Origin of the sequence: Streptomyces sp. NPDC050315 (assembly GCF_040655775.1) — a bacterium.
Taxonomy (GTDB): domain Bacteria; phylum Actinomycetota; class Actinomycetes; order Streptomycetales; family Streptomycetaceae; genus Streptomyces.
This window is the reverse complement of record NZ_JBFAKN010000005.1, coordinates 488,170-510,683: the sequence shown is the minus strand read 5'-3', so window position 1 is coordinate 510,683 and position 22,514 is coordinate 488,170. Positions and strand designations below refer to the sequence as shown.

General features: G+C 72.7%; 24 protein-coding genes. 12 read left to right on the top strand and 12 right to left on the bottom strand.

The genetic code is table 11. The features are described from left to right. The first annotated feature begins 33 nt into the window (after positions 1-33). Together AB0I82_RS21220 and AB0I82_RS21215 are read left to right on the top strand one after the other, a co-directional pair. Positions 34-1,530: an amino acid permease gene (locus AB0I82_RS21220; protein ID WP_363258862.1), complete on the top strand. Its 1,497-nt coding sequence runs from the start codon at positions 34-36 to the stop codon at positions 1,528-1,530. A gap of 117 nt (positions 1,531-1,647) precedes the next feature. Next, on the top strand, positions 1,648-2,133 hold the full coding sequence (locus AB0I82_RS21215) for a DinB family protein (RefSeq protein ID WP_363259080.1): 486 nt from the start codon (positions 1,648-1,650) through the stop codon (positions 2,131-2,133). A 25-nt stretch (positions 2,134-2,158) separates the two neighbouring features. Here the strand turns inward: AB0I82_RS21215 and AB0I82_RS21210 are convergent, their stop codons facing one another. The 5 genes from AB0I82_RS21210 to AB0I82_RS21190 form a co-directional block, all read right to left on the bottom strand. Further along, positions 2,159-3,214 carry an LLM class flavin-dependent oxidoreductase gene (locus AB0I82_RS21210; protein WP_363258861.1) on the bottom strand — a complete coding sequence of 352 codons (1,056 nt, stop codon included), beginning with the start codon at positions 3,212-3,214 and terminating at the stop codon, positions 2,159-2,161. Beyond that, positions 3,214-3,762, bottom strand: a complete 549-nt coding sequence (locus tag AB0I82_RS21205) for an SRPBCC family protein (RefSeq protein ID WP_363258860.1) — start codon at positions 3,760-3,762, stop codon at positions 3,214-3,216. Before AB0I82_RS21205 ends, AB0I82_RS21210 begins: the two co-directional genes overlap by 1 nt. A 106-nt stretch (positions 3,763-3,868) precedes the next feature. Continuing rightward, complete coding sequence (locus tag AB0I82_RS21200; RefSeq protein ID WP_363258859.1) at positions 3,869-4,366, bottom strand: helix-turn-helix domain-containing protein; 498 nt, start codon at positions 4,364-4,366, stop codon at positions 3,869-3,871. A gap of 63 nt (positions 4,367-4,429) precedes the next feature. Continuing rightward, positions 4,430-4,822 carry a hypothetical protein gene (locus AB0I82_RS21195; protein ID WP_363258858.1) on the bottom strand — a complete coding sequence of 131 codons (393 nt, stop codon included), beginning with the start codon at positions 4,820-4,822 and terminating at the stop codon, positions 4,430-4,432. An 87-nt stretch (positions 4,823-4,909) separates the two neighbouring features. Continuing rightward, a complete protein-coding gene (locus AB0I82_RS21190; protein ID WP_363258857.1) occupies positions 4,910-5,806 on the bottom strand; it encodes an alpha/beta fold hydrolase in 897 nt (298 codons plus the stop codon). A 356-nt stretch (positions 5,807-6,162) separates the two neighbouring features. On the opposite strand from AB0I82_RS21190, the gene AB0I82_RS21185 reads away from it, so the two are divergent. Then, on the top strand, positions 6,163-7,392 hold the full coding sequence (locus AB0I82_RS21185) for a helix-turn-helix domain-containing protein (protein WP_363258856.1): 1,230 nt from the start codon (positions 6,163-6,165) through the stop codon (positions 7,390-7,392). Here the strand turns inward: AB0I82_RS21185 and AB0I82_RS21180 are convergent. After that, entirely contained in the window at positions 7,389-8,933 is a 1,545-nt protein-coding gene (locus AB0I82_RS21180) for a long-chain fatty acid--CoA ligase (protein WP_363258855.1), read from the bottom strand. The two genes, AB0I82_RS21185 and AB0I82_RS21180, sit on opposite strands and share 4 nt — an antisense overlap. Positions 8,934-9,160: 227 nt before the next feature. On the opposite strand from AB0I82_RS21180, the gene AB0I82_RS21175 reads away from it, so the two are divergent. Both AB0I82_RS21175 and AB0I82_RS21170 read left to right on the top strand, forming a co-directional pair. Then, positions 9,161-9,823 (top strand): TetR/AcrR family transcriptional regulator, encoded by a 663-nt coding sequence (locus AB0I82_RS21175; protein ID WP_363258854.1) that lies wholly within the window; start codon positions 9,161-9,163, stop codon positions 9,821-9,823. Between the two features lie 15 nt (positions 9,824-9,838). Then, positions 9,839-10,573 (top strand): Mut7-C RNAse domain-containing protein, encoded by a 735-nt coding sequence (locus AB0I82_RS21170; protein ID WP_363258853.1) that lies wholly within the window; start codon positions 9,839-9,841, stop codon positions 10,571-10,573. An 82-nt stretch (positions 10,574-10,655) separates the two neighbouring features. On the opposite strand, the gene xylB is transcribed toward AB0I82_RS21170, so the two are convergent. Beyond that, positions 10,656-12,140 (bottom strand): xylulokinase, encoded by a 1,485-nt coding sequence (gene xylB, locus AB0I82_RS21165; RefSeq protein ID WP_363258851.1) that lies wholly within the window; start codon positions 12,138-12,140, stop codon positions 10,656-10,658. 116 nt (positions 12,141-12,256) lie between these two features. Between xylB and xylA the strand changes: the two genes are divergently transcribed. Then, on the top strand, positions 12,257-13,420 hold the full coding sequence (gene xylA / locus AB0I82_RS21160) for a xylose isomerase (protein ID WP_363258850.1): 1,164 nt from the start codon (positions 12,257-12,259) through the stop codon (positions 13,418-13,420). Between the two features lie 54 nt (positions 13,421-13,474). Here xylA and AB0I82_RS21155 read toward each other — a convergent pair whose 3' ends face one another. Then, positions 13,475-14,719: an ROK family transcriptional regulator gene (locus AB0I82_RS21155; RefSeq protein WP_363258849.1), complete on the bottom strand. Its 1,245-nt coding sequence runs from the start codon at positions 14,717-14,719 to the stop codon at positions 13,475-13,477. 120 nt (positions 14,720-14,839) lie between these two features. Between AB0I82_RS21155 and AB0I82_RS21150 the strand changes: the two genes are divergently transcribed. From AB0I82_RS21150 to AB0I82_RS21140, 3 genes are all read left to right on the top strand, one after another. Then, positions 14,840-15,343 (top strand): metallophosphoesterase, encoded by a 504-nt coding sequence (locus tag AB0I82_RS21150; RefSeq protein WP_363258848.1) that lies wholly within the window; start codon positions 14,840-14,842, stop codon positions 15,341-15,343. Positions 15,344-15,402: 59 nt separating this feature from the next. Further along, positions 15,403-16,131, top strand: coding sequence for a 2OG-Fe dioxygenase family protein (locus tag AB0I82_RS21145; protein WP_363258847.1), 729 nt, complete (start codon positions 15,403-15,405; stop codon positions 16,129-16,131). A 74-nt stretch (positions 16,132-16,205) separates the two neighbouring features. Next, entirely contained in the window at positions 16,206-16,400 is a 195-nt protein-coding gene (locus AB0I82_RS21140; RefSeq protein WP_363258846.1) for a DUF2795 domain-containing protein, read from the top strand. 64 nt (positions 16,401-16,464) lie between these two features. On the opposite strand, the gene AB0I82_RS21135 is transcribed toward AB0I82_RS21140, so the two are convergent. The 3 genes from AB0I82_RS21135 to AB0I82_RS21125 form a co-directional block, all read right to left on the bottom strand. Continuing rightward, positions 16,465-16,716, bottom strand: a complete 252-nt coding sequence (locus AB0I82_RS21135) for a DUF6480 family protein (RefSeq protein ID WP_363258845.1) — start codon at positions 16,714-16,716, stop codon at positions 16,465-16,467. A gap of 80 nt (positions 16,717-16,796) precedes the next feature. Then, complete coding sequence (locus tag AB0I82_RS21130) at positions 16,797-17,024, bottom strand: DUF5133 domain-containing protein (protein ID WP_363258844.1); 228 nt, start codon at positions 17,022-17,024, stop codon at positions 16,797-16,799. 105 nt (positions 17,025-17,129) lie between these two features. Further along, a complete protein-coding gene (locus AB0I82_RS21125) occupies positions 17,130-18,644 on the bottom strand; it encodes an MFS transporter (protein WP_363258843.1) in 1,515 nt (504 codons plus the stop codon). Between the two features lie 355 nt (positions 18,645-18,999). Here AB0I82_RS21125 and AB0I82_RS21120 point away from each other — a divergent pair, with 355 nt between their 5' ends. Together AB0I82_RS21120 and AB0I82_RS21115 are read left to right on the top strand one after the other, a co-directional pair. Beyond that, the gene (locus tag AB0I82_RS21120; protein ID WP_363259079.1) at positions 19,000-19,761 is read left to right on the top strand and encodes a GntR family transcriptional regulator; all 762 of its coding nucleotides are present in this window, start codon (positions 19,000-19,002) and stop codon (positions 19,759-19,761) included. A gap of 117 nt (positions 19,762-19,878) precedes the next feature. Further along, on the top strand, positions 19,879-21,054 hold the full coding sequence (locus tag AB0I82_RS21115) for an adenosine deaminase (RefSeq protein WP_363258842.1): 1,176 nt from the start codon (positions 19,879-19,881) through the stop codon (positions 21,052-21,054). An 85-nt stretch (positions 21,055-21,139) separates the two neighbouring features. Here AB0I82_RS21115 and AB0I82_RS21110 read toward each other — a convergent pair whose 3' ends face one another. Continuing rightward, positions 21,140-22,033: a serine hydrolase gene (locus AB0I82_RS21110; RefSeq protein WP_363258841.1), complete on the bottom strand. Its 894-nt coding sequence runs from the start codon at positions 22,031-22,033 to the stop codon at positions 21,140-21,142. 246 nt (positions 22,034-22,279) lie between these two features. Here AB0I82_RS21110 and AB0I82_RS21105 point away from each other — a divergent pair, with 246 nt between their 5' ends. Then, positions 22,280-22,483 carry a hypothetical protein gene (locus AB0I82_RS21105; protein WP_363258840.1) on the top strand — a complete coding sequence of 68 codons (204 nt, stop codon included), beginning with the start codon at positions 22,280-22,282 and terminating at the stop codon, positions 22,481-22,483. The last annotated feature ends 31 nt before the right edge of the window (positions 22,484-22,514 follow it).

Here is a 22,514-nt window from a genome sequence, read left to right as displayed (position 1 = left end):
TTCCCGGTAACCCTGAGAGTTCGGATAAACACCGTGAGTCTGCTACGAAAGAAGCCCCTGGAACGCGCGCTGAAGGAAGCTCGCGGAGAAGGCGAACAGCGCCTTCGTCGTGATCTTTCCGCGCTGGATCTCACGATCCTCGGGGTAGGTGTCATTCTCGGCACCGGAATCTTCGTACTGACCGGCACGGTGGCCCGGAACATGGCCGGCCCCGCCGTGGCGCTCTCCTTCGTCGTCGCCGCCGCGGTCTGCGCCTGCGCGGCCCTCTGTTACGCGGAATTCGCGTCCTCCGTGCCGGTCGCCGGGTCCGCGTACTCGTACTCCTACACCTCGCTCGGCGAGCTGCCCGCCTGGATCATCGGCTGGGCGCTGAGCCTGGAACTGACGCTGGCCACCTCGGTGGTCGCGGTCGGCTGGTCCGGCTACCTGAACTCGATGCTCAACGGGATCGGCGTGCATTTGCCGGCCGCGCTGAGCGGCGGCGACGGCTCGGTGATGAACCTCCCGGCCGCGCTGCTCATCCTCGTACTGACCGGCGTACTGATCGCGGGCGGCAAGCTCTCCAAGGGCGTCACGAACGTGCTCGTCGCCGTCAAGCTCGCCATCGTGCTGCTGGTGATCATCGCGGGCGCGTTCCTCATCGACACCGCGAACTACCAGCCCTTCGTCCCGGACGCCGAGCCGACCGGCAAGGTCGCCGGGTTGCAGGCCCCGCTGCTGCAGGTGCTCACCGGCATCACCCCGACCGCGTTCGGCGTGGCCGGCATCCTGAGCGCCGCCGCGATGGTCTTCTTCGCGTACATCGGCTTCGACATGGTCGCGACGACCGCCGAGGAGACCCGCAAGCCGCAGCGCGACCTGCCGATCGGCATCATCGCCTCGCTGGTCATCGTCACCGTGCTGTACGTCGCGGTGTGCCTGGTGGTCACCGGCATGCAGCACTACTCCGAGCTGTCGGTGCAGGCGCCGCTCGCGGACGCCTTCACGGCCAAGGGGCACCCGGCCTTCGCCACGGTCATCAGCGTGGGCGCGGTGGTCGGCCTGACCGCCGTGAGCCTGATCTGCTTCCGCTCGCAGAGCCGGGTCGTCTTCGCGATGGCCCGCGACGGGCTGCTGCCGAAGGCGCTGTGCAAGGTCGACCCCAAGCACGGCACGCCGAAGATCAACCTGTGGGTGCTGGGCGTCATCATGGCGCTCCTGGCCGCGTTCCTGAAGTTCGACCTGCTCGCCGAGATGGTCAACATCGGCACGCTGTTCGCGTTCGCCGCGGTCTCCGCGAGCGTGCTGATCCTCCGGCGCAAGGCCCCCGACCTGCCCCGCGCGTTCCGTACGCCCTGGGTGCCCGTCATCCCCCTGGTCTCGCTCCTCTGCTGCCTCTACCTGATGCTGAACCTCCAGGTCATCACCTGGATCGGCTTCCTGGTCTGGCTCGCGGCCGGTCTGGCCCTGTACTTCGGTTACGGGCGCCGGCACAGCCTCCTGGGCAAGCGGGCCGAGGAATCCCCGGCGGTGGACGCGACGGTGGACTAGCCTCACCCGGAGCCGCCGCCGCACGGGCGGCGGCACACGGGGAGGGGACCGCACGTGACCACCGGACAGTCGGCCGGGCAGTCCGCCGAGCAGCCGGCCGCGAAGGTCGACCGCGTCATGCCGCCGCTGCGGGGCGGGGAGCGGGAGACGCTCCGCGGCTTCCTCGACTTCCACCGCGCGACGCTCGCGATGAAGTGCGAGGGGCTGACCGACGAGGAGCTGCGCCGACAGTCCATGCCGCCGTCCACGCTCAGCCTGCTCGGCCTGGTACGGCACCTGGCGGAGGTCGAGCGCACCTGGTTCCGCGACGTGATCAACGCCGAGGACGTCCCCCTCATCTGGTCGGACGAGGGGGACCGCCAGGTCGCGTACGACGCGACCGGCGCCACCCGGTCCGAGGCGTTCGCGGCCTGGGAGGCCGAGGTCGCACACGCCCGCCGCATCGAAGCGGCGGCACCTTCCCTCGACGTGACGGGCCACTCCCGGCTCTGGGGCGAGGTCTCCCTCCGCCTCGTGATGCTGCACGTCATCCACGAGTACGCCCGGCACAACGGCCACGCCGACTTCCTCCGCGAGGGCATCGACGGAACCGTGGGCTTCTGATCGACGGGACCGTGGCTTCTGAGCGTCACCGCTCGTCGGCCACCTCCCGTACGAGGTCCAGGGCGCGCCCGAGGGTGGCCAGCCGGGCGTCGAGGGTAGTGCCAGCCGGATACAGCCGTACGGTGTCCACGCCCGCGCCCTGCCACACGCGCAGCCGCTCGCGGACCATGTCCACCGTCCCGATGAGCGTCGTGCCGAGCACCATCTCGTCGGTGACCAGCCCGGCGGCGCCCTCCCGGTCGCCGGCCTGCCAGCGCTCCCGCACCTCGGCCGCGGCCTCGGCCCAGCCCTGGCGGCTGTAGGCGCGGTTGTAGAAGTTCGTACTCGCCGAGCCCATGCCGCCGAGGCTGAAGGCCAGCTCCTTCTTCCGCCCGGCCACCATCGTGCGCAGCGCGCCCTCGTCCTCGGCGAACGCCACCTCGGCGCCCTGGCAGATGTCGAGGCCCGCGCGGGTGCGGCCGGCGGCGGCCAGCCCCGCGTCCAGGTGATCGAAGTACGCCTCCCGGGCCCCCTCGGGCACGAAGGACGTGCCCAGCCAGCCGTCGGCGACCTCGCCGGTCAGCCGCAGCATCTTCGGCGAAAGCGTCGCCAGATACACCGGGATGTCGTGCTCGGCACGCATCGAGAGCCGCATCGGCCTGGCCTCACCGCCCGGCAGCGGGATGGTGAACTCCCGCCCGGAGTACGCGATCTTCTCCCCGGAGGCGGCCTGCCGCACGATCTCGACGGTCTCCCGCATACGGGAGAGCGGCCGGGCGAACGGCACACCGTGCAGCCCCTCGATCACCTGCGGCCCGGACGGGCCGAGCCCGAGCAGGAAGCGGCCTTCGGAGATCTGCGCCAGGGTGATCGCCGCGCGGGCGATGGCCATCGGCGTACGGGTGCCGAGCTGGATGATGCCCGAGCCGAGCAGCATGCGCTCGGTGCGCGCGGCGAGGTAGCCCAGCGGGGACGGCGCCTCGGAGCCCCAGGCCTCGGCCACCCAGCAGATGTCCACGCCCAGCTTCTCGGCCTCGGTGACGTAGTCCACCAGCTCCGGCCACGGGCCGCCGGACGCCTCGATCGTCGTCGCGGTACGCATCAGGCGCCCGCTTTCCGGGAGTCGGTGCGCTCGGCCCGCTCGGCCCGCTCGGCTCGCTTCTTGAGCGCGTCGAGCGTGGCGGTGATGTTCCGCTCGAACTCCCGCAGCCGTACGTGGACGATCTTCTGCTCCTTCTCGGGCATCCGGTCGATGGCCTGCGAGAGCCCCGACCGGCCGGGCCCCAGCCGGACCCACTGCCGCAGCCGGGTGCCGCCGCCCTCGGGAGCGAGGGTGAACCGCCAGGTGGCGGAGGGGTGTTCGGGGTCCGCGACGGCCCAGGCGAAGGCGCACGGCGGGTCGCACTCCACGACGTGAGAGGTGGTCTGCCACTCCCCCAGCGCCTCATGGGCGCTGTGCCCCACGAAGCGGGCGCCGAGGGCCGGCCCCGAAGCGCCGTCCAGCCACCGTGCCGACCGCAGTTCGGTACTCAGCTCCGGCATCAGCTCGATGTCGGACACCAGCTCCCACACCCGTTCCGGCGGGGCGCCGACCCAGGTGTCCACCTCGACCGTCGGCCCGTCCGCGTACCGCGCGCCCGTCCATTCCATGCCTGGCAAGCCTCCTCAGCGCTACCCCTCTTCAGGGCTCTGACCTCCAAAGTTGCGTAATTAGACTCACCTGTCAAGGGCAAGCGACGCCTGCGCGCGAGCCGACTCAGTGACCGAACCGCTCCCGCACATCCGGCCGTTGGGCCAGCTTCGGCGGATAGCCGGGGCCCAGTCGGGCGTGGGTGTTCTCCGCCGTCATCGGCTCGCCGCAGTCGGCGCAGACCACCTCGGCGTGACTGTCGTGCCCGCACGAGTCGTGCCGGAAGACGATCGGCGGCCCCTGCTCACCGGCCAGCCAACGATCACCCCACCGGTTCATGGCCAGCAATACGGTGTAAAAGTCACGCCCCTTCTCGGTGAGCACGTAGTCGTACCGCACAGGCTCACTCTGATAGGGCCGCTTCTCCAACAGCCCCTCGTCCACCAACCGCCGCAGCCGGTCCGTCAACGTGTTCCGGGCGATCCCCAACGACTCCTGAAACGCATCGAACCGCCGGATCCCGTAGAACGCCTCCCGCAACACCAACGGCGTCCACCAGTCCCCCAACAGATCCATCGTGCGCGCGATCGAGCAGGGCCAGTGCGCAAAGGATGTCCGCCTCATACGGCCAGGATACGGAGAGTCTCGTGAGGAGACCCAGCAGGCGGGAGCCGCCCGGCGGGGGCGCTACCCCCGGCCCGCCGAGCGCCGCCGCGGGTCGGGCGCGAGCAGCCCCGCCAGCGAGAGGGCGCCCCAGCCGACGGACACCGCGACGGCCATCCGGCGCGCGGACCGGTCCGGGAGGGTGGCGCCGAGCAGGGCCGCGTCGCCGAAGTCGGCGGCGATCCGGACCAGGGCGGCCGCACGCAGCGCCGGGCCCTCGGGAGCGAGGACCAGCGCGGCGCCGCTCGCCGCGTCGCGCCAGGCGAGCGGCCGCAGCGAGACCCGCGTCGCCGCGGCCACCCGGCCCTCCGCGTCCGCCAGCCCCGAGGGCCGAGCGAGCCATTCGGGCCGGGCCGTCACCGCCATGCCGTACACGGCGGTCGCCGCGCCCACCATCCGTAGCAGCCCTGTCCGCATCCTCGCCCCGCTGTCCGTCGACGGCCGTGTGCTCGGCCCATTCTCCCCGCACGGGCGGCGGGGAGCGGCAGGACACGGGTACCGACCTCAGCAGGCAGGCCGTTGGGCGTGGGTCGGGTCGAGAGCGTTCAGGACGAGGCGGGTCGTCGTTCCGTCGTAGCTGATGGTGGTGTGTTCGCTGAGGTTTGTCGGACAGATGTCCTGGAGCGTGGTGTTGGTGACGTTGGGGGCGGGTGTGAGGAAGGCCGAGGTGTAGGGGGTGACCACCTCGTCATAGCGGCTGATGATCACTGTGTACGTGACGCCTGGCACGGTCTCGCCGTCGGCGTTCAGGTCTTCGATGAAGTCCGAGCCGGTCAGTTGCTGGTGGCAGGCGGGACAGCCGGTGCTCGTCGTGTCCTCGGTGCCGGGGACGGCATGGGCGAGCAGGGCGAGGCCGGCCAGTGAGGTGCCGTGGTTGGTGGGGGCGAGAGCCACCAGTTTGTCGACCTTTGCGGCGCCGCCGAGTCTGCCGAGGTAGTAGCGGGGCAGCATGCCGCCCTGGGAGTGGCCGACCAGGTCGACCCGGGCGGCGCCGGTCGCGGCGCGCACCTTGTCGACGAACACGGCGAGCTGCCCGGCGGACGCGGGGATGTCGCCGGTGCCCAGGACCGGCTGCCCTTCCTCGCCGCCGTAGTTGAGGGCGTAGACGCAGTACCCGGCGGCCTTGAGCTTCGGGGCGAGGGCGGCCCAGTTGTCGTAGCGGTTCTCGAAGGTGCCGTGGACGAGGACGACCGGGCGGGGGTGTGCCCGGTCCGGCTCGCAGGCCCAGTCGTTGGCTCCGGCGGGGACGGCCGCGGGATGGGCCGCCGAGTAGGCGAAGGCGGACAGGAAGTTGCTCTGCGGCGGGCCCTGGGGTTCCGCCGCGGTCGCGGCCGCCGTCGACCGGTCGGCCGTCGCTCCGGAGAGGCCGAGGCCGCCCGCCACGGCGAGGCCCACGGCCACGGCCGTCAGCCGACGTCGGCGCCGGTGCGCTGCGCGTGTGGTCCCGTTTCTGCGCATGAGTGGTTCCCCTCTTGCCGGGCAGGCCGGCAGGGACAGCTGGCAGGACAAGGAGTTACGGGTTACGGACGTGCCGCGCGGGATTTCCGTCACAACTCGTTTCAGGGGAGTCAGCCGGAAGCTACCGGCACGTAACGTCGTGACCACGCTGTCGTCGCAGGCCGGCGCGGGCCAAGGAAACACCGCGCCCGGCGCGCAAAGGTGTCACGCCCCTGACACTCCTGCGGCGGCACGGCTCACCGCGCACAGCCCCTCCGGACCGCCGGCCGCGAGGGCCGGCCACCCCAGGGAGACCCTCGATGCAGGCACCGGAGCAGACCTTCAGCCGCCGCCCGTGGCAGGAACTCCCGCCCGTGCTGGCCACGTTGATCCGCCCGCGGATCGGGGAGATCGCCGGCGACATGGTCGACGTGATTCGGGAAGAGGTGCCCGCTTATCGGCGACCGCTGGACTCCCCCGTCGGACGGGATCTGTTCGGGGCGGTACGCCGCGCACTGCGCCAGTTCGCCGAGCTGACCGAGCACCCGGACAGCAGCCAGGACCACCACATCGCGCACTTCCGGCACCTGGGGCGGGTGGAATTCCTCAACGGCCGTACGACGGACGGGCTGCAGGCCGCCTTCCGGGTCGGCGCCCGGGTCGGCAGCCGGCGCTACGCGGAGCTGGCCCGCACCGCCGCGCTGCCGCCCGACGTCGTCCTGCCGCTGCACGAGGCCGTACTGACGCACATCAACGCGCTGTCCAACGAGGCCGTCCGGGGCTTCAGCGCGGCCCAGTCGCGGGCCGAGGGCGAGGTGCAGCGCGGCCGGCGCGCGCTGGCCGAAGCGCTGCTGGAAGGCGCGCGCGGGCCGGCGCCCGACCGGTTGCGGGCGCTGGCGGCGCGCGCCCGATGGCCGCTGCCTAAAACCGTCGCCGTACTGGTCGCCCGGCCCGCCCCCGGCACCGCCCGGCCGACCCCCCGCGGCCTGCACGAGGACGTGCTGGTCCTGCCGCGCGGCGGCGACCTGGTGCTCGTCGTGCCCGAGCCGGCGGACGGCGGGCTGCTCGACCACGTACGGAACGCGCTGCGCGGCCGCCGCACCGTGCTCGGCCCGGCCGTCCCGCCGGCCGACGCCTGGGTCTCCCACCACTGCGTCCGGCTCGCGATGAGTCACCCCCGGTACTCCGCGGCGCCCGAGCCGGAGTTCCAGCCGGTCGGCGAGCTGATCCCGCTCGCCGATCTGCACCTCCTCGGGTCGGCGCCGGTCGGGCGGCTGCTGGGCGACCGGCTGCTCGGCGTGCTCGCGGGCCTGCCGGCCGGCACCGCGGCGCGGCTGGCGGAGACGCTGGACGCGCTGCTGATGTCCTGGGGCCGCACAGCGCCCGAGGTGGCCACGGCGCTGGGCATCCACCCGCAGACGGCCCGCAAGCGGCTGCGCCGCCTGGACGCCCTCTTCGGCGACCGCCTCGCGGACCCGGCCTTCCGCTTCGAGGCCCTGCTGGCGCTGCGTACCAGGGCGCTGCGGCAGCCGGCGCCGGAGCGTTCCTAGGCCGACGTGAACCGTGCGCGCAGTTCGCGCTTGAGGACCTTGTGGCTGGGGCCGAGCGGGTAGGCGTCGACGAACTCGACGCGGCGCGGGTACTTGTACTTGGCCAGCCGTTCCCTGGACCAGTCGATGATCTCCTCGGCGGTGGGCGCCGGGTCCGCGTGCCGGTCGCGGATGAGTACGGCGCAGACCTCCTCGCCGTGGGTCGCGTGCGGCAGGCCGATGACCGCGGCCTCGGCGACGGCGGGGTGGCGCAGCAGTGCCTCCTCGACCTCGCGCGGATAGACGTTGAAGCCGCCGCGGATGATCAGGTCCTTCTTGCGGTCGACGATGCGGAGGAACCCGTCGGCGTCCTTCGTGCCGAGGTCTCCGGTGCGGAACCACCCGTCCACCAGGGCCGCCGCGGTCTCCTCGGGGCGGCCGAGGTAGCCGGCGAAGACGTTGTGGCCGCGCACGACGACCTCGCCCAGCTCGCCGGCCGGCAGCAGCTCGATGCGGTCGGCGGGCTCGGGCGCGGCGATCTCCACGTCCACGCCCCAGATCGCGTGGCCGACCGTGCCCGCGCGGGCGCCGAAGACCGGCTGGTTGACGGCCGCGGTCGGCGAGGTCTCGGAGAGCCCGTACCCCTCGTACACCTCCGCGTCGAAGACCTCGGTGAACTTCTCCAGGACGGGGACCGGGAGCGAGGCGCCACCGGAGATGCAGCGGCGCAGCTTCGGCAGTTCGGCCGCCTCGCCCGCGGCCTCCAGCAGCCGTACGTACATCGTCGGCACGCCCTGGAAGGTGTTGACGCCCTCGCGCACCATCAGGCCCAGGGCCGCGGCGGCGTCGAAGCGCGGCTGCAGGACGAGCGTCGCGCCGCGCCGCCAGGAGGAATTCATGCTCGCCGTCTGCCCGAAGGTGTGGTAGAGCGGCAGCGCGCCGAGGGTGATGTCGTCCGGCCGCACCTCGTGCGAGTCGAAGGCGTTGGTGGTCGCGTTCATGACGAGGCTGAGGTGGGTGAGTACGGCGCCCTTGGGGACGCCCGTCGTGCCGCTGGTGTAGAAGACCACGGCCGGGTCCTCGGCCTCGCGGGTGAGGTACGTGGGCAGCGGTTCCACGGTCTCCGCCAGGTCCTCCAGGCGGCCGTCCGCGCCCGGCACCCGGACCTCGGGCCCGATGGTGACCATCCGCGCGTCCGTGGCGGCCGCGGCCTCGCCGCCGGTCGCCGCCTGATCCGCGTGGCACAGCAGCAGCTTCGCGCCGCTGTCGCGCAGTACGTGGGCCACCTCGCCCGCGGAGAGCAGCAGATGGACGGGGACCACGACGCCACCGGCCGCGAGGATCGCGTAGTAGGCGCGCGGGAACTCGGCGGTGTTGGGCGCCATCAGGGCGACCTTGTCGCCGGGCCGCACGCCGAGCGCGCCCAGCGCCGCCGCCTGGGTCCTGGCCTGCCGCCACAGCTCAGCGAAGGTGATCCGCCGCTCGCCCTCGACGAGCGCGAGGTGGTCGGGGCGGCGTCGGGCGGCCTCGGCGAGGATCGTGGCCAGGGACAGGGTGGTCATGTGCGGATGCTCCTGTTCGCCGTGGAGGACGCGGTGGAGGACGCGTTGTACGGCACGGTGTACGACGCTGCGTACGACGCGCCCGCCGCCCGTGAACTACGTAAACTAGCGGTGCAAGTTTTTCGCACCTTACTCCGCCGTCATGCCGCTGAAAAGAGGTGCACTGCGACTGCCCGGGCACCACCGTGTAAGGTCCACGTCCCGCCGACCTGCCGAGGAGATGCGCCGTGGCCCGCCCGCGCCAACCACTGCTCAGCCGCGACCGCATCATGGAAGCGGCCCTGCGACTCGTCGACGACGAAGGGCTTCAGGCCCTGTCCACCCGGCGGCTGGCGGCCGTCCTCGGCGTCACGGGCCCCTCGCTCTACAACCACTTCCGGACCATGGACGAGCTGGTCGACGCGCTCGTGGACCAGGTCGTCGGCCAGGTCGACCTGTCGATGTTCGGCCGCCTGGACTGGCGTACGGCGCTGCGCGACTGGGCCCGCTCCTACCGCGCGGCCCTCGCCGGCCACCCCAACCTCGTCCCGGCCCTCATGCGCCCCTCCGCGCACCGCCCGAACTCGCTGCGGCTGGCCGACGCCGTCTTCGGCGGCCTGGTCGCGGCCGGCTGGCCGCGCGCGCACGCCACGCACATCGGCGCCTCGATGCGGTACTTCATCACCGGCTCGGCCCTCGGCTCGTTCGCCGCCGGCTTCCCCACCGACGCGGAGCTGTACGCCGGTACGTACCCCCACCTCGACCAGGCCCATCTGCTGGCCCAGCACCAGCGGTCGGTCGACGAGGGCGCCTTCGAGACCGGCCTGCAGGCGCTGCTGGAGGGCCTGGCCGCGCAGTACGCGCGCGTCGTCGGCTCGGCGGAAAATCCCCGGTCCGACGCCGCTCCGTAATGGCATGCTGTGGGGGTGAACGGTCCCGAGATCTCCATCGATTTCGCCCCTGAGCTGCAGACTCTCGCCACTGCCGCGCGGCGCGGCGGCCCCACCGCCTTCCGTACCGACGGGACGTCCACGCTCGGCCACATCGTCGAATCGCTCGGCGTGCCGCTCACGGAGGTCGGCGCGCTGCTCGTCGACGGCCGGGAGCGGCCGATCTCCCATGTGCCGCGCGCGGACGAGAGCGTCGAGGTGCGGCCGGTCGAGCGGCCGCAGCAGGTGCCGGGCGCGCCGCTGCGCTTCCTGCTCGACGTCCATCTCGGCACGCTCGCGCGGCGGCTGCGGCTGCTGGGCGTGGACGCGGCGTACGAGAGCGAGGACATCGGCGACCCGGAGCTGGCCGCCCGCTCCGCCGCCCAGCGCCGCGTGCTGCTCTCCCGGGACCGCGGACTGCTGCGCCGCCGTGAGCTGTGGGCCGGCGCGTTCGTCTACAGCGACCGGCCGGGCGAGCAACTCCGGGACGTACTGAGCCGGTTCGCACCCCGACTGGCCCCGTGGACGCGCTGCACGGCGTGCAACGGCGAGCTGAAGGACGCGGACAAGGAGTCGGTGCAGGAGCGGCTGGAGCACGGCACGCGGCGCACGTACGACGTGTTCGCGCAGTGCACCGCTTGTGGCCGGGTGTACTGGCGCGGGGCGCACCACACGCAGTTGCAGACCATCGTGGACGAGGCGGTACGGGAGTTCGGGGACGCGGTGGCGTGACTTCTGCCGCGCGCCGGCTCAGCGGTGGCCTGACGGTCCCGCGGCCCGGCCCCGCGCCCGCCCCGGCTCGGCTCGCCCCGGCTCAGCTCAGCAACGACGGTGTCGCCCGTTCCAGTACGCCCTCGATGCGGTCCCACGCCGCCCGGTCGCGCGGCAGGGCCGGCAGCGGTTCACCCTCGCCCGTGCCCCAACCGGCCGCGATGGCCACGGGATCGGCGCCGGTCGCCGCGGCGGCGGCCAGTGCGGCGGCGCCCAGCGCGACCAGTTCGGTGTGGTGCGGCACGATCAGCGGGCGGCCGGAGAGCCGCCGTACGGTGTCCCGCCAGACCCGGCCCTGCGCGCCGCCGCCGGTCAGCCGCAGCGGGCGGTCCCGCACCTCGGGTGCCGCCGGGTCCAGGCCGCAGGCGCGCAGCAGTTCGTCCAGGGCACGCAGCACGGTGAAGGCGGCGCCTTCGTAGGCCGCGCCGAGCAGCTGCTTCGGGGTGGTGTCGTGGCGGACGCCGGTGAGCAGCCCGGAGGCGTGCGGCAGGTCGGGGGTGCGTTCGCCGTCGAGGTACGGCAAGAGGACCGCCGCGCCGCCCGGCTCGGCGTCCTCGCGGTCCAGTCCCAGCAGCGCGGCCACCTTGTCGACGGCGAGCGTGCAGTTCAGGGTGCAGCCGAGCGGGAGGTACGTGCCGTCGGCGGCCGCGAACCCGGCGATACCGGGGGCGGCGGGCCGGGCCCGGCTGGCGGCGAAGACCGTGCCGGAGGTGCCGAGGCTGACGACGGGGTGGTCGAGCAGGCCCGCACCGCCGAGGCCGAGGCCGACGGCGGCGGCCATGTTGTCGCCGGTGCCCGCGGCGACGGCGGTACCGGCGGGCAGGCCGAGCGCCTCGGCGGCCGCCTCGGTCAGTGTGCCCACGTGCGCCGCACCGGTCGGCGCGACCTCGGGCAGCAGCCGCGCGTCCATGCCGACGAGATCGAGGAGTGCCGGGTCGTAGGCGCCGGTCGCGGTGGCGTACCAGAGCGTGCCCGAGGCGTCGCCGGGGTCGGTCACGGCCGTGCCGGCGAGGCGTTCGGTGAGGAAGTCGTGCGGCAGCCGGACGGCGGCCGCGGCCGCGGCGGTGGCCGGCTCGTGGTCCCGCAGCCACTGCCATTTGGTGGCGGTCATGGAGGCGACCGGCTCCGATCCGGTACGCGCGAGCCAGGCTTCCGGGCCGCCGAGCGCGGCGGTCAGGGCCGCGGCCTGCGGTGCCGAGCGGGTGTCGTTCCACAGCAGCGCGGGGCGCAGCGGGCGCCCGGCCGCGTCCAGCACGACGAGGCCGTGCTGCTGGCCCGCGACGGCGATGCCGGCCACGGCGGACGGATCGGCGCCGGACTCCTTCAGCCCGGCGGTGACGGCCTCACCGAGCGCGCTCCACCACGCCTCCGGGTCGCTCTCCCGGGCCCCGTCGCTGCCGGTGACGGTGTGCGGGGCGCGCCCCTGCCCCTGTATGCGGCCGGTCTCGACGTCGACGACGACGGCCTTGGTGGCCTGGGTCGAGCTGTCCACCCCGATGACCAGGCGCTGCCCCTGCTGTCCGCGCACGTTTCCTCCTTGACGGATTTTTCCGGTCGGCCCGCCGTGGGGGCTTCCCCGCGACCGCACCGCATACTAATTTGTTTTCTAGCTTTACTAATAGGCGCGACGCAAGAGAGGTGCCCATGAGCTACACCCCCACCCCCGAGGACCGCTTCACCTTCGGCCTGTGGACCGTCGGCTGGACCGGCATCGACCCGTTCGGCGTGGCCACCCGGCCCGCGCTGGACCCGGTGGAGTCCGTCGAGCGGCTGGCGGAGCTCGGCGCGTACGGCATCACCTTCCACGACGACGACCTCATCCCCTTCGGGTCCACGGACAGCGAGCGCGAGGCGATCCTCAAGCGGTTCCGCGCCGCGCTGGAGGCCACCGGCATGAAGGTCCCGATGGCGACCACCAACCTCTTCACGCAGCCGGTCTTCAAGGACGGCGGCTTCACCGCCAACGACCGCGACGTGCGCCGCTACGCGCTCCGCAAGACCATGCGCAACATCGACCTCGCGGCCGAGCTGGGCGCCGAGACGTACGTGGCGTGGGGCGGCCGGGAGGGCGCGGAGTCGGGCGGCGCCAAGGACGTGCGCCACGCGCTGGACCGTATGAAGGAAGCCTTCGACCTGCTCGCCGAGTACGTCACCGAGCAGGGTTACGGGCTGCGCTTCGCCATCGAGCCGAAGCCGAACGAGCCGCGCGGCGACATCCTGCTGCCCACCGTCGGCCACGCGCTGGCCTTCATCGAGCGGCTGGAGAAGCCGGAGCTGTTCGGCGTGAACCCGGAGGTCGGCCACGAGCAGATGGCCGGGCTGAACTTCCCGCACGGCATCGCGCAGGCCCTCTGGGCGGGCAAGCTCTTCCACCTCGACCTGAACGGCCAGAACGGCATCAAGTACGACCAGGACCTGCGCTTCGGCGCGGGCGACCTGCGGCAGGCGTTCTGGCTGGTGGATCTGCTGGAGACCGCCGGGTACGCGGGCCCCCGGCACTTCGACTTCAAGCCGGTGCGCACCGACGGCTTCGACGGCGTCTGGGAGTCCGCGAAGAACTGCATGCGCAACTACCTGATCCTGCGCGAGCGGGCCGCCGCCTTCCGCACCGACCCCGAAGTACAGCAGGCGCTGCGCGACTCCCGGCTGGACGAGCTCGCGCAGCCCACCGCCGCCGACGGCCTGGCCGCGCTGCGGGCCGACCGCGCCGCGTACGAGGAGTTCGACGTGCGCGCCGCCGCCGAGCGCTCGATGGCCTTCGAGCGGCTCGACCAGCTCGCGATGGAGCACCTGCTCGCGGTGCGCTGACGCACCGGCGAGCACAGGGCTCCCGGCCACGTACGCATCGCCCGGGGCGGCCGCTCAGCTCTGCGGCTGCCCCTCCGCGTACGCCACCGGATCGGCCAGTACCTCCCGTACGACCTGGGCGGCGGCGCCCCGCGCGGCGTCGCCCGAGGAGGACGAGGCGCGCAGCCGCCCGCCGTCCGCGCTCCACAGGCCCGACACCACCCGCCGGGCCAGCTCCGCGTGGGTGGCGGGCGCCAGCCACGGCATCAGCAGCCGGTAACTGCCGCCGAGCACCACGGCGTCCGGGTCGAAGAGGTTCACTGCGCCGGAGAGCACCAGCCCCAGCTGCCGCCCGGCCTGCTCGATCGCCGCCAGCGCGCGCGGCTCGCCCTGCCGGGCCCGCCGCTCCAGCTCCGTCACGGCCGGTGCTCCGCCCTGCCCCGGCTCCAGCCCGGCGTTGCGCAGCAGCGCCGCCTGGCCCGCGTACTGTTCCAGGCAACCGCGCGCCCCGCAGCGGCACTCGGGCCCGTCCGGGTCCACGACCACATGCCCGATCTCGCCCGCGAAACCGTGCGCCCCGCGCAGCAGTTCGCCGTCGAGTACGAGCGCGCCGCCGACGCCGGTCTCCCCCGTCAGGTACAGGAAGCTGCGCACCCGGTCCAGGCCGCCGAACCACAGCTCGGCGAGGGCCGCGCTGTTCGCCTCGTTGTCGGAGCCGACGGGCAGCGGGCGGCCTGCGGGCCGCAGCCGGGCCAGCGCCCGGCCGAACATCTCCTCCACCGCCACGCCGTGCCAGCCGAGGTTCGGGGCCTGGCGCACGGTGCCGCCGGAGAGCAGGCCCGGCACCGCGAGCCGCACCCCCGCCGGGCGCAGCTCCTGCTCGGCGGCCGACTCCAGCGTGCGCGCGGCGATCCGGGCCGCCCGGTCCAGTACCTCCTCGGGGGACGCGCCCCGGTTGTCGAGGTGGGTGGTCAGCCGTACCCGGTCGGTGCCCGCGAGGTCGACGACGCACACCGAGACGTAGTCGATGTTGATCTCGACGCCGAGCCCCGCCGGGCCGGTGCCCGCGACCTTCAGCACGGTGCCGGGCCGGCCCGCCTGGCCGCTGAACGTCTTGCCCGACTCGACCAGGAACCCGCCCGCCAGCAACTGTTCGACCAGCGAGGACACCGCCGCACGGGTCAGTCCCACCCGCGCGGCCACCGCCGCGCGGGTGACCTCGCCCTCGTCGTGCACCACCCGCAGCACCAGGCTGAGGTTGTGCCGCCGCACGGTCGACCTGTCCGCCTTGGCCGCCGGCGGCACCTGAGTGTTCTTCATCGCCCGGTGAGCCTATGCGACCGCCCCGCGGCGGGGCTCAGGTGTACCGTGACGAACCGTCCGCAGACCGTCCGCAGTACCTCGCGATCCGTAAGTTCCGCAGGTTCAGGAGGCCGCCCGATGCGTCTGTTGCTCACCTCCGACACCCATCTGCCCCAGCGCGCCAAGGTCCTGCCGGATCAGCTCCTCGCGGAGATCGAGCGCGCCGATGCCGTACTGCACGCGGGCGACTGGGTGGACACGGCCACGCTGGATCTGCTGGAGGCGCGGGCCCGCCGGGTGATCGGCGTGTACGGGAACAACGACGGGCCCGAGCTGCGGGCCCGGCTCCCCGAGGTGGCGCGCGCCGAGCTGGGCGGGCTGCGCTTCGGTGTCGTGCACGAGACCGGCGGGGCACAGGGCCGCGAGCGCCGGTGCGCCGAGCGCTACCCGGACCTCGACGTGCTGGTCTTCGGCCACAGCCACATCCCCTGGGACACCACGGCACCCGGCGGCCTGCGGCTCCTCAACCCCGGCTCCCCGACGGACCGGCGCCGCGAGCCGTACTGCACGTACCTCACGCTGGCGGCGGCGGACGGCCGGCTGAGCGACGTACAACTGCACCGGCTGCCGCCACGCCGCTGAGCGCAGCAGTGGTACGCCACCGGGGTGCGGCCCTCGGCGGCGCCGCACATCATGGCCGCATGGACCGCACCACCGACAGCGCCGGTATCGAAGCCGCCCGTACGGCACTGACCGCCACCGGTGCCCACCTCATGCCCCCGGCCGCCGTGCGGGCCGCGCTGCCCGGCGGGTCCGACGGCTGGGCGCGGTTCGCCGCGCACTGGGAAGAGCTGTCACCGGACCCGTACGCGGCTTCCCGCGGCACCCGAAGGCTTCGCCGGTACGGCCATTTCACCGTCGACCCGGAAACCGGCGAAGGGACACTGCAGCCCCACGAGCCATTCCTCCAGCCGGACCGCACCAATCACCTCTACGAAACCCAGCACCGCGAATTCGACCCGCTCACGGACGCATTCCTCGCCGACCCCGTACTGCATTCCCTGCTGGAATTGCTGGGAAAGGCGGCGGACGCGCTGGCGAGGCCGGAGCGGTGGCGGGTGAAGGTGCACCCCTTCCGGGTCACGGCCGCTGCGGACAGCGAAGGACAGCCCACTCCGGAGGGCCGCCACCGGGACGGCGTGACGCTGGTGACCTCGCTGCTCATCGGCCGGGAAAATGCCACCGGCGGGCAGAGCACGGTGTACGCCACCGACGGCCGCGAAGTCCTGTCGACGACGCTTCAGGAACCCGCGGCCCTGCTGCTCTCCGACGACCGCAGCACCCTGCACGGGGTCTCCCCCATCCGGCCCGTGGACGCCGACCGGCCCGCCCGCCGCGATGTCCTCGTCATCACATATACAGCGGCCTGAATTTCTTGCTCCATCGGGGCGAATAATCGCGTCCGCACGCCGTGTGCAGCGGGCCGCCGGGGTACCCCCAGCGCATGGAGAACAACGTGAACCCCATCGAAATGCAGAAGTGCCTCGGCGGCGTCAACTACCCGGCCTCCAAGGACGAAATCGTCCGGCAGGCCGAGCAGCACGGCGCGAGCAAGGACATCATGGGCGCCCTGAAGAAGCTGCCCGAGTCCGACTACGACTCGCCCGCCGCGGTGAACAGGGAGGTGGGCAAGAGCTAGCACCGCACCGTTCGTGCAGACGGAGCCGGCCGCCATGAGCGGCCGGCTCCGTCGTGTAAAAGCATCACACCAGAAACGCGAAGGCGAAGAAGAAGACGACGCAGAGCAGGACGACGATGCCGATGGCGATGAGGGGGCCCTTGCCCCAGCCCTTCGGGGGGTTGTACGTCTCCTGCGGGCCGGCCCAGGGCGTGCTGCCCTCGGCGGGCGGCGTCTCGCCCGGCGGCACGCCGCCGCCGGGCTCCAGACCCGGCGTACGCCGCGGGTCCGGGTCCGGATTCTGCCGCGGGTCCGGGTCCGGGTTCTGCTCGGTCATACGCGTCTCCTGTCCACGGCGCGGGGCACGCAACAACTACCACGGCCATCCCGCGCCGACGGGGCACCGCCCCGCCGGGGTCACGCGGTGAGCAGGGAGTCGTCCTCCATACGGGCGCCGGGCAGCCGGTGCCGGGCGGCGACCAGCGCGCTGTCCACGTCGGCCGTGCCGGTGGTGATGCACAGCAGGTACGCGAGGTCGTCCATCCGCTGGCGCACCTCGTCGCTGCCGCGTTCCGCACTCAGCACCGCCAGCGCCTCGTACTGGTCGATGAGATTGCGCAGCATCGCGGAGTGGGCCATCAGCATGGCGGGCTCCTTTCCTCTGCGGAATCAGGCGTCCGCAGGTCTAGCGTTCACCACCGCCCGGCTACCCGTCACTCGTGTCCTCATGCCCGTGGATCAGGAGCCGCTTCACAGATGGACGCCGGGTGCCCGCTCCGTGGCGCCCTCGCCCGCCGGTACCGGCCTGATGGCCAGGGCGGTTGCCATGGCGAGGGCCAGCAGGGCGAGCGCGGCGACGAAGGCGCCGGTGTAGGCGGCGGCGCCGGTGGCCCCGCTCGTGCCGGCCGTGGTGATCAGTCCGGAGGCCAGGGCGGTACCGAGGGAGGCGCCGACGCCGAAGCAGGCGCCGGTCAGGCCGGTGAGGGCGCCCTGCTGATCCTTGGGCGCGGAGACGACGGCGAGCCCGTTGAGCGCGGTGATGCTGATGCCGTTGTACGTCAGGCCCAGTACGGCGAGCGCGGCGAAGAGCACCCAGGGCTGGTCCCGGAACGGCACCGCGACGGCGAAGGCGAGCAGCGAGCCGGCCGAGCCGATCAGCGCGACGCGGCGCCACCCGATGCGCGGCCCGAAGTACCCCGCGAGCGGGGCGCCGATCACGCCGATCGCCGCGGCCGGCGTCGAGTACAGCAGCGCGGACCAGGTGGCGGACAGCCCGTAACCGGCGTGCGCGTCCTGCGTGAAGAGCGGGATCGTCAGGGCGAGCGCGCCGAAGGCGCCCGCGAGGGTGAGGGTCACGGTCAGCAGCAGCGGCCAGGCGCGGCGCGAGGCGAGCAGCCGGATGTCGATGACGGCGGTGATGCGGGGGCGCGCGGCGCCGGTGCGGGAGTCCGCTCCGGTACCGGAGTCCGTGCCGGTGCCGTTACCGCCCGCCGAGCGGGACCGCTGTACGAGGACGAACGCCGCCAGCGCGGCCAGTCCGCCCAGGACGCAGCCGAGCGTGGCCGGTGAGGTCCAGCCCCAGGCGGCGCCCTGTGCCAGGCCGATGAGGAGCCCGGACAGGCCCAGCGCGAGGAGTCCCGCGCCCAGCCAGTCCATGGTGCCCTTCGCCTTCGGCGGCACGGCCGGTACGTAGCGGGCCACCGCCAGCGTGCCCACCACCGACAGCACCAGGCCGCCGAGGAAGATCGCGCGGAAGCCGACGGTGTCGGCGAGCTGCCCGCCGACGATGGCGTCGATGCCCGCGAAACCGCCGTTGACGGCGCTGATGATGCCGGCCGCGCGGCCGAAGCCGGCGGGCGGGAGCAGGTCGTTGAGGGTCAGGAAGGAGAGCGAGAACATCGCGGCCGAGACGCCCTGGAGGATCCGCCCGGCGAGGTAGACGGAGATGTCGGGCGCCAGGGCGCAGGCGAGGTTGCCGATGATCAGCAGGACGCCGCACAGCAGCATCACCGGCTTGCGCCCGCGGTAGTCGCTGAGGCGCGCGAGGGTGACCTGTCCGACGGCGGCGAGCAGGAAGAACAGCGTCTGCGACAGGCCGACCAGGCTGCTGGAGGTGTCCAGCCGGCGGGCGATGTCGGGCAGCGCGGGGCTGAGCATGGTGGCGTTGATCTGGTAGCCGAGCACGGCCAGCACCAGTGAGGGCAGCAGCAGCCGCGGGGTGGCGGGCGGCGCTGGGCGCGTACGCTCGCGGAAGCTCAGGGACATGACGGCTCCTGGGGCTGAGAGGGCGGGGCTTTCATACGGGCGCCGGACACGGGCGCGGCCGGATCACGGCGCGCTGGAGGGGGCACCCGTCACGCGATGGACCGGCGTCATCGACGCTCGTTCTGCGTCACTTGTCAGACAGGAACGCGTCGTGCGCTCTGGTCTATCTCCGCCATCCCCGGGGTGTCAAGAGATCACGGACGATTGATTCGCGCTGCGGACGAGGATTGCTTTGCCCTGCGTACGGCCCCATCTCACCCCCTCCCACGGTGCGAAACTGGGGGCCGCGCGGCCACGCGAGCGCGCGGACCGCCACCCATGACGGGTGACGACGTCGGACCACTGCCCCAGGGAGATGAACATGGCCGACAGACAACCCCAGCCGCCACGACGGCGGCCGGTCGTCGCGCTGTACGAGCGGATGGTCGAGGCCATCCGGGACGGCACCTACCCCCCGGGCTCCACGCTGCCGACCGAACCACGGCTCGCCGCCGAGCTGGGGGTGAGCCGTCCCGCGCTGCGCGAGGCGCTGATCCTGCTGCAGGAGGACGGCGCGATCACCGTACGGCGCGGGGTGGGCCGCACGGTGAGCCCGCACCTCCCGCCGCGCGGCTTCGAGTACCTCAAGCCGGTGGAACAGCTGCTCAGCGAGGGCGGGCAGGCGGTGACCACGGCGCTGGCCCGCGCCTATGAGGAGCCGACCGACTTCTCCACCCAGCACCTGCTGCTGCCGGGCACCAGCCGGGTGCGCTTCTGGGAGAGCCTGATCGAGGTCGGCGGCCTGCCGGTCTGCCTCACCCAGGAGTGGGCGGCCCGGGACGAGACGCTGGCCGAGCTGCTGCCGGAGGCGGCGGAGGCGTTCGACGGGCCCGCCGCGAAGAGCTCGTCCATGCTGCGGCTGCTGCTGGAGGCCGGGCGCGCGCTGCCGCTGACGGGCAGCAGCACGATCGTGGCCACCACGCTCGGCCGCCAGCGCGGCGAGCAGCTCGGCCGCCCCGCCGACTCCCCCGCCGTCCTGGTGATCCAGGTCGTACGGCTGGACCGCACCCCGCTGCTCGCGGCCAAGCACATGCTGCCGCCGGGCGCGCCGGCCCTCCCGGTGTGGCAGGCCCGCTGACGGGCCGGGGCGGCAGGCGCACGCACGGGCCCGGGAGGGCAGCGCGGCTGCCGCCCCGGGCCCTGCTCGTGAGACGCGGTCGCCCCCACTCGGGGAGCCGTGTCATACTCCGACCCCATGACGTTGTCTGACAAGTACACGCACGAGTACCCCCACGTCCCCACGCACCCCCTCGACGAGACGCTGGTCCGCCTGGCCCCCAAGGTCCTGCTGCACGACCACCTCGACGGCGGCCTGCGCCCGCAGACCGTCGTGGAACTGGCCGCGGAGGCCGGCTACGACGCGCTGCCCACCACCGACCCCGCCGCGCTGGGCGAGTGGTTCCGGGACGCCGCGGACTCCGGTTCGCTGGAGCGCTACCTGGAGACGTTCGCGCACACCTGCGCCGTGATGCAGACCGCCCCCGCGCTCTTCCGCATCGCCGCCGAGTGCGCCGAGGACCTGGCCGCCGACGGCGTGGTCTACGCCGAGGTCCGCTTCGCCCCCGAGCAGCACCTCAACGCCGGGCTCACCCTGGACGAGGTCGTCGACGCGGTCACCGCCGGCTTCCGCGAGGGCGAGCGCCGGGCCGCGGCCGACGGCCGCCAGATCCGCGTCGGCACGCTGCTGTGCGCCATGCGGCACGCCGACCGCGCGCTGGAGATCGCCGAGCTGGCCGTCGCCCACCGCGACCGCGGCGTGGCCGGCTTCGACATCGCGGGCGGCGAGATCGGCAACCCGGCGAGCCGCCATGCCGCCGCCTTCGACTACCTCCGCGGCGAAGGCGCCCGCGTGACGATCCACGCCGGCGAGGCGGTCGGCATGGAGTCCATCCACGAATCCGTACTGCGCTGCGGCGCCCACCGCATCGGCCACGGCGTCCGCATCACCGACGACATCGAGATCGCCGCCGACGGCTCGGTCCGCCTCGGCCGCCTCGCCTCCTACGTACGCGACATGCGCATCGCGCTGGAGGTCTGCCCGACCTCCAACCTGCAGACCGGCGCCGCGACGAGCTACCCCGGGCACCCCATCGACCTGCTCCGCCGGCTCGGCTTCCGGGTCTGCCTCAACACGGACAACCGGCTGGTCAGCGGCACCACGATGACGCAGGAATTCCAGCACCTGGCCACCGCGTTCGGCTACGGCCCGGCGGAGCTGGAGGAGTTCACGGTCAACGCGGCCAAGGCGGCCTTCCTGCCCTTCGACGAGCGCGCCGCGCTCATCAACGAGGTCATCCGCCCCGGCTACGCCCGGCTGCGCGCCCGCGCCCTCGGCCACGTCCCGGTCCGCGACGGCGCGGCGGCGGCCTGACCCCCCGCCCTCGTGAAGCGCCGGGCCGGCGCCAGGGCCCCCGACCCCCTGACGCCGGCCCGGACCGGCCTGTTTTCTCCGCCGGCTACTTCTTGAACCCGTAATCCATCAGCTTCTTCGCGTCCGCGGTGCGGTTGGCCACCGAGGAGGACGCGAGGACGGTGCCGATGACCGTCTTGCCGCTGCGGGTGGCGGCGAAGACCAGGCAGTACTTGGCCTCCGGGCCGGAGCCGGTCTTGACGCCGATGGTGCCCGAGTAACTGCCGAGCAGGTTGTTCGTGTTGGCCCACTCCATGTAGCGGTAGCCACCGCTCTTGGTCGTGACCTTCTGCTTGGTGGACTTCGTCTTCACGACCGTGCGGAACGTCGAGTACTTCATCGCGCTGCTGGCAAGCTTGGTCAGATCGCGCGGCGTGGAGTAGTTCGCGCCCTTGCCGATGCCGTCGAACGAATCGAAGTGGGTGTTCTTCAGCCCGAGGCTCTGCGCCGTCGAGTTCATCTTGCCGATGAAGGACTTCACACGCGCGGACCGCGTGGAGCCGCTGCCGAACTTGTCGGCCAGCGCGTACGCGGCGTCGCAGCCGGACGGCAGCATCAGCCCGTACAGCAGCTGACGCACCGTGACCTTGTCACCGACGATCAGCCGGGCCGACGAGGCCCAGTTGTTGTCGACGATGTAGTCGCTGTACGCCTTCTGGATCGTGACCTTGGAATCCAGGTTGAGATTCGACTGTGCGAGCACCACCCGGGCGGTCATGATCTTCGTAGTGGACCCGGTGGCGAGCCGGGTGTCCGCGGCCTTGGTGAACAGGCTCTTGCCCGTCCCGTTGTTCATCACGAAACCGCCCTTGGCGGTGATCGTGGGCGTCTTGAGCGTGGCGGCCTGCGCCGGAGCGGCGAACGCCCCGGCCGTCAGGACGGCTCCCGCGGTCACGAGGACCGCGGACACGCGACGCTTGCCGTTGATGCCGTTTTTCAAGTCGTGTACTCCATTACCCTGCCGTGCGGTCACATGAGAGTGCCGCTCACTCATGAGACGCACGAGTCGCAGCGATGGATGCACACGCCGGAGGGCCGTCACCCTTCGCACACGCGTCGGGGATCCGCCGTGGCTGATTGCGAGCGGTGTGCCGGACGAGGCAGGCTGTGCGCCATGTCCTACGTGCGGCTTGAAGCCTGGATCGGGGGTGCATGGCTGGAGGTGAACTGCGTGAGCGTCACCGTCATGGACTCTGCACTGACCCTGTCCTTCGAACACCAGCGGAGCGAGTCCGGCTACCAGAGCCTCATCTGGGAGCCGCTGGAACGGTTCCTGAAGGAGTACCGCGACGAACCGCTCGTCGTCGTACCGCAGGGCCATGACCTGCCGGTGATGTACGGCCCCGGCGCCGCGGGCCCCTTCCGCCTGGCCAAGATCGACGAGCGCTGAAACGATCTGTTTCGCCGAACTGGCGTTAAAG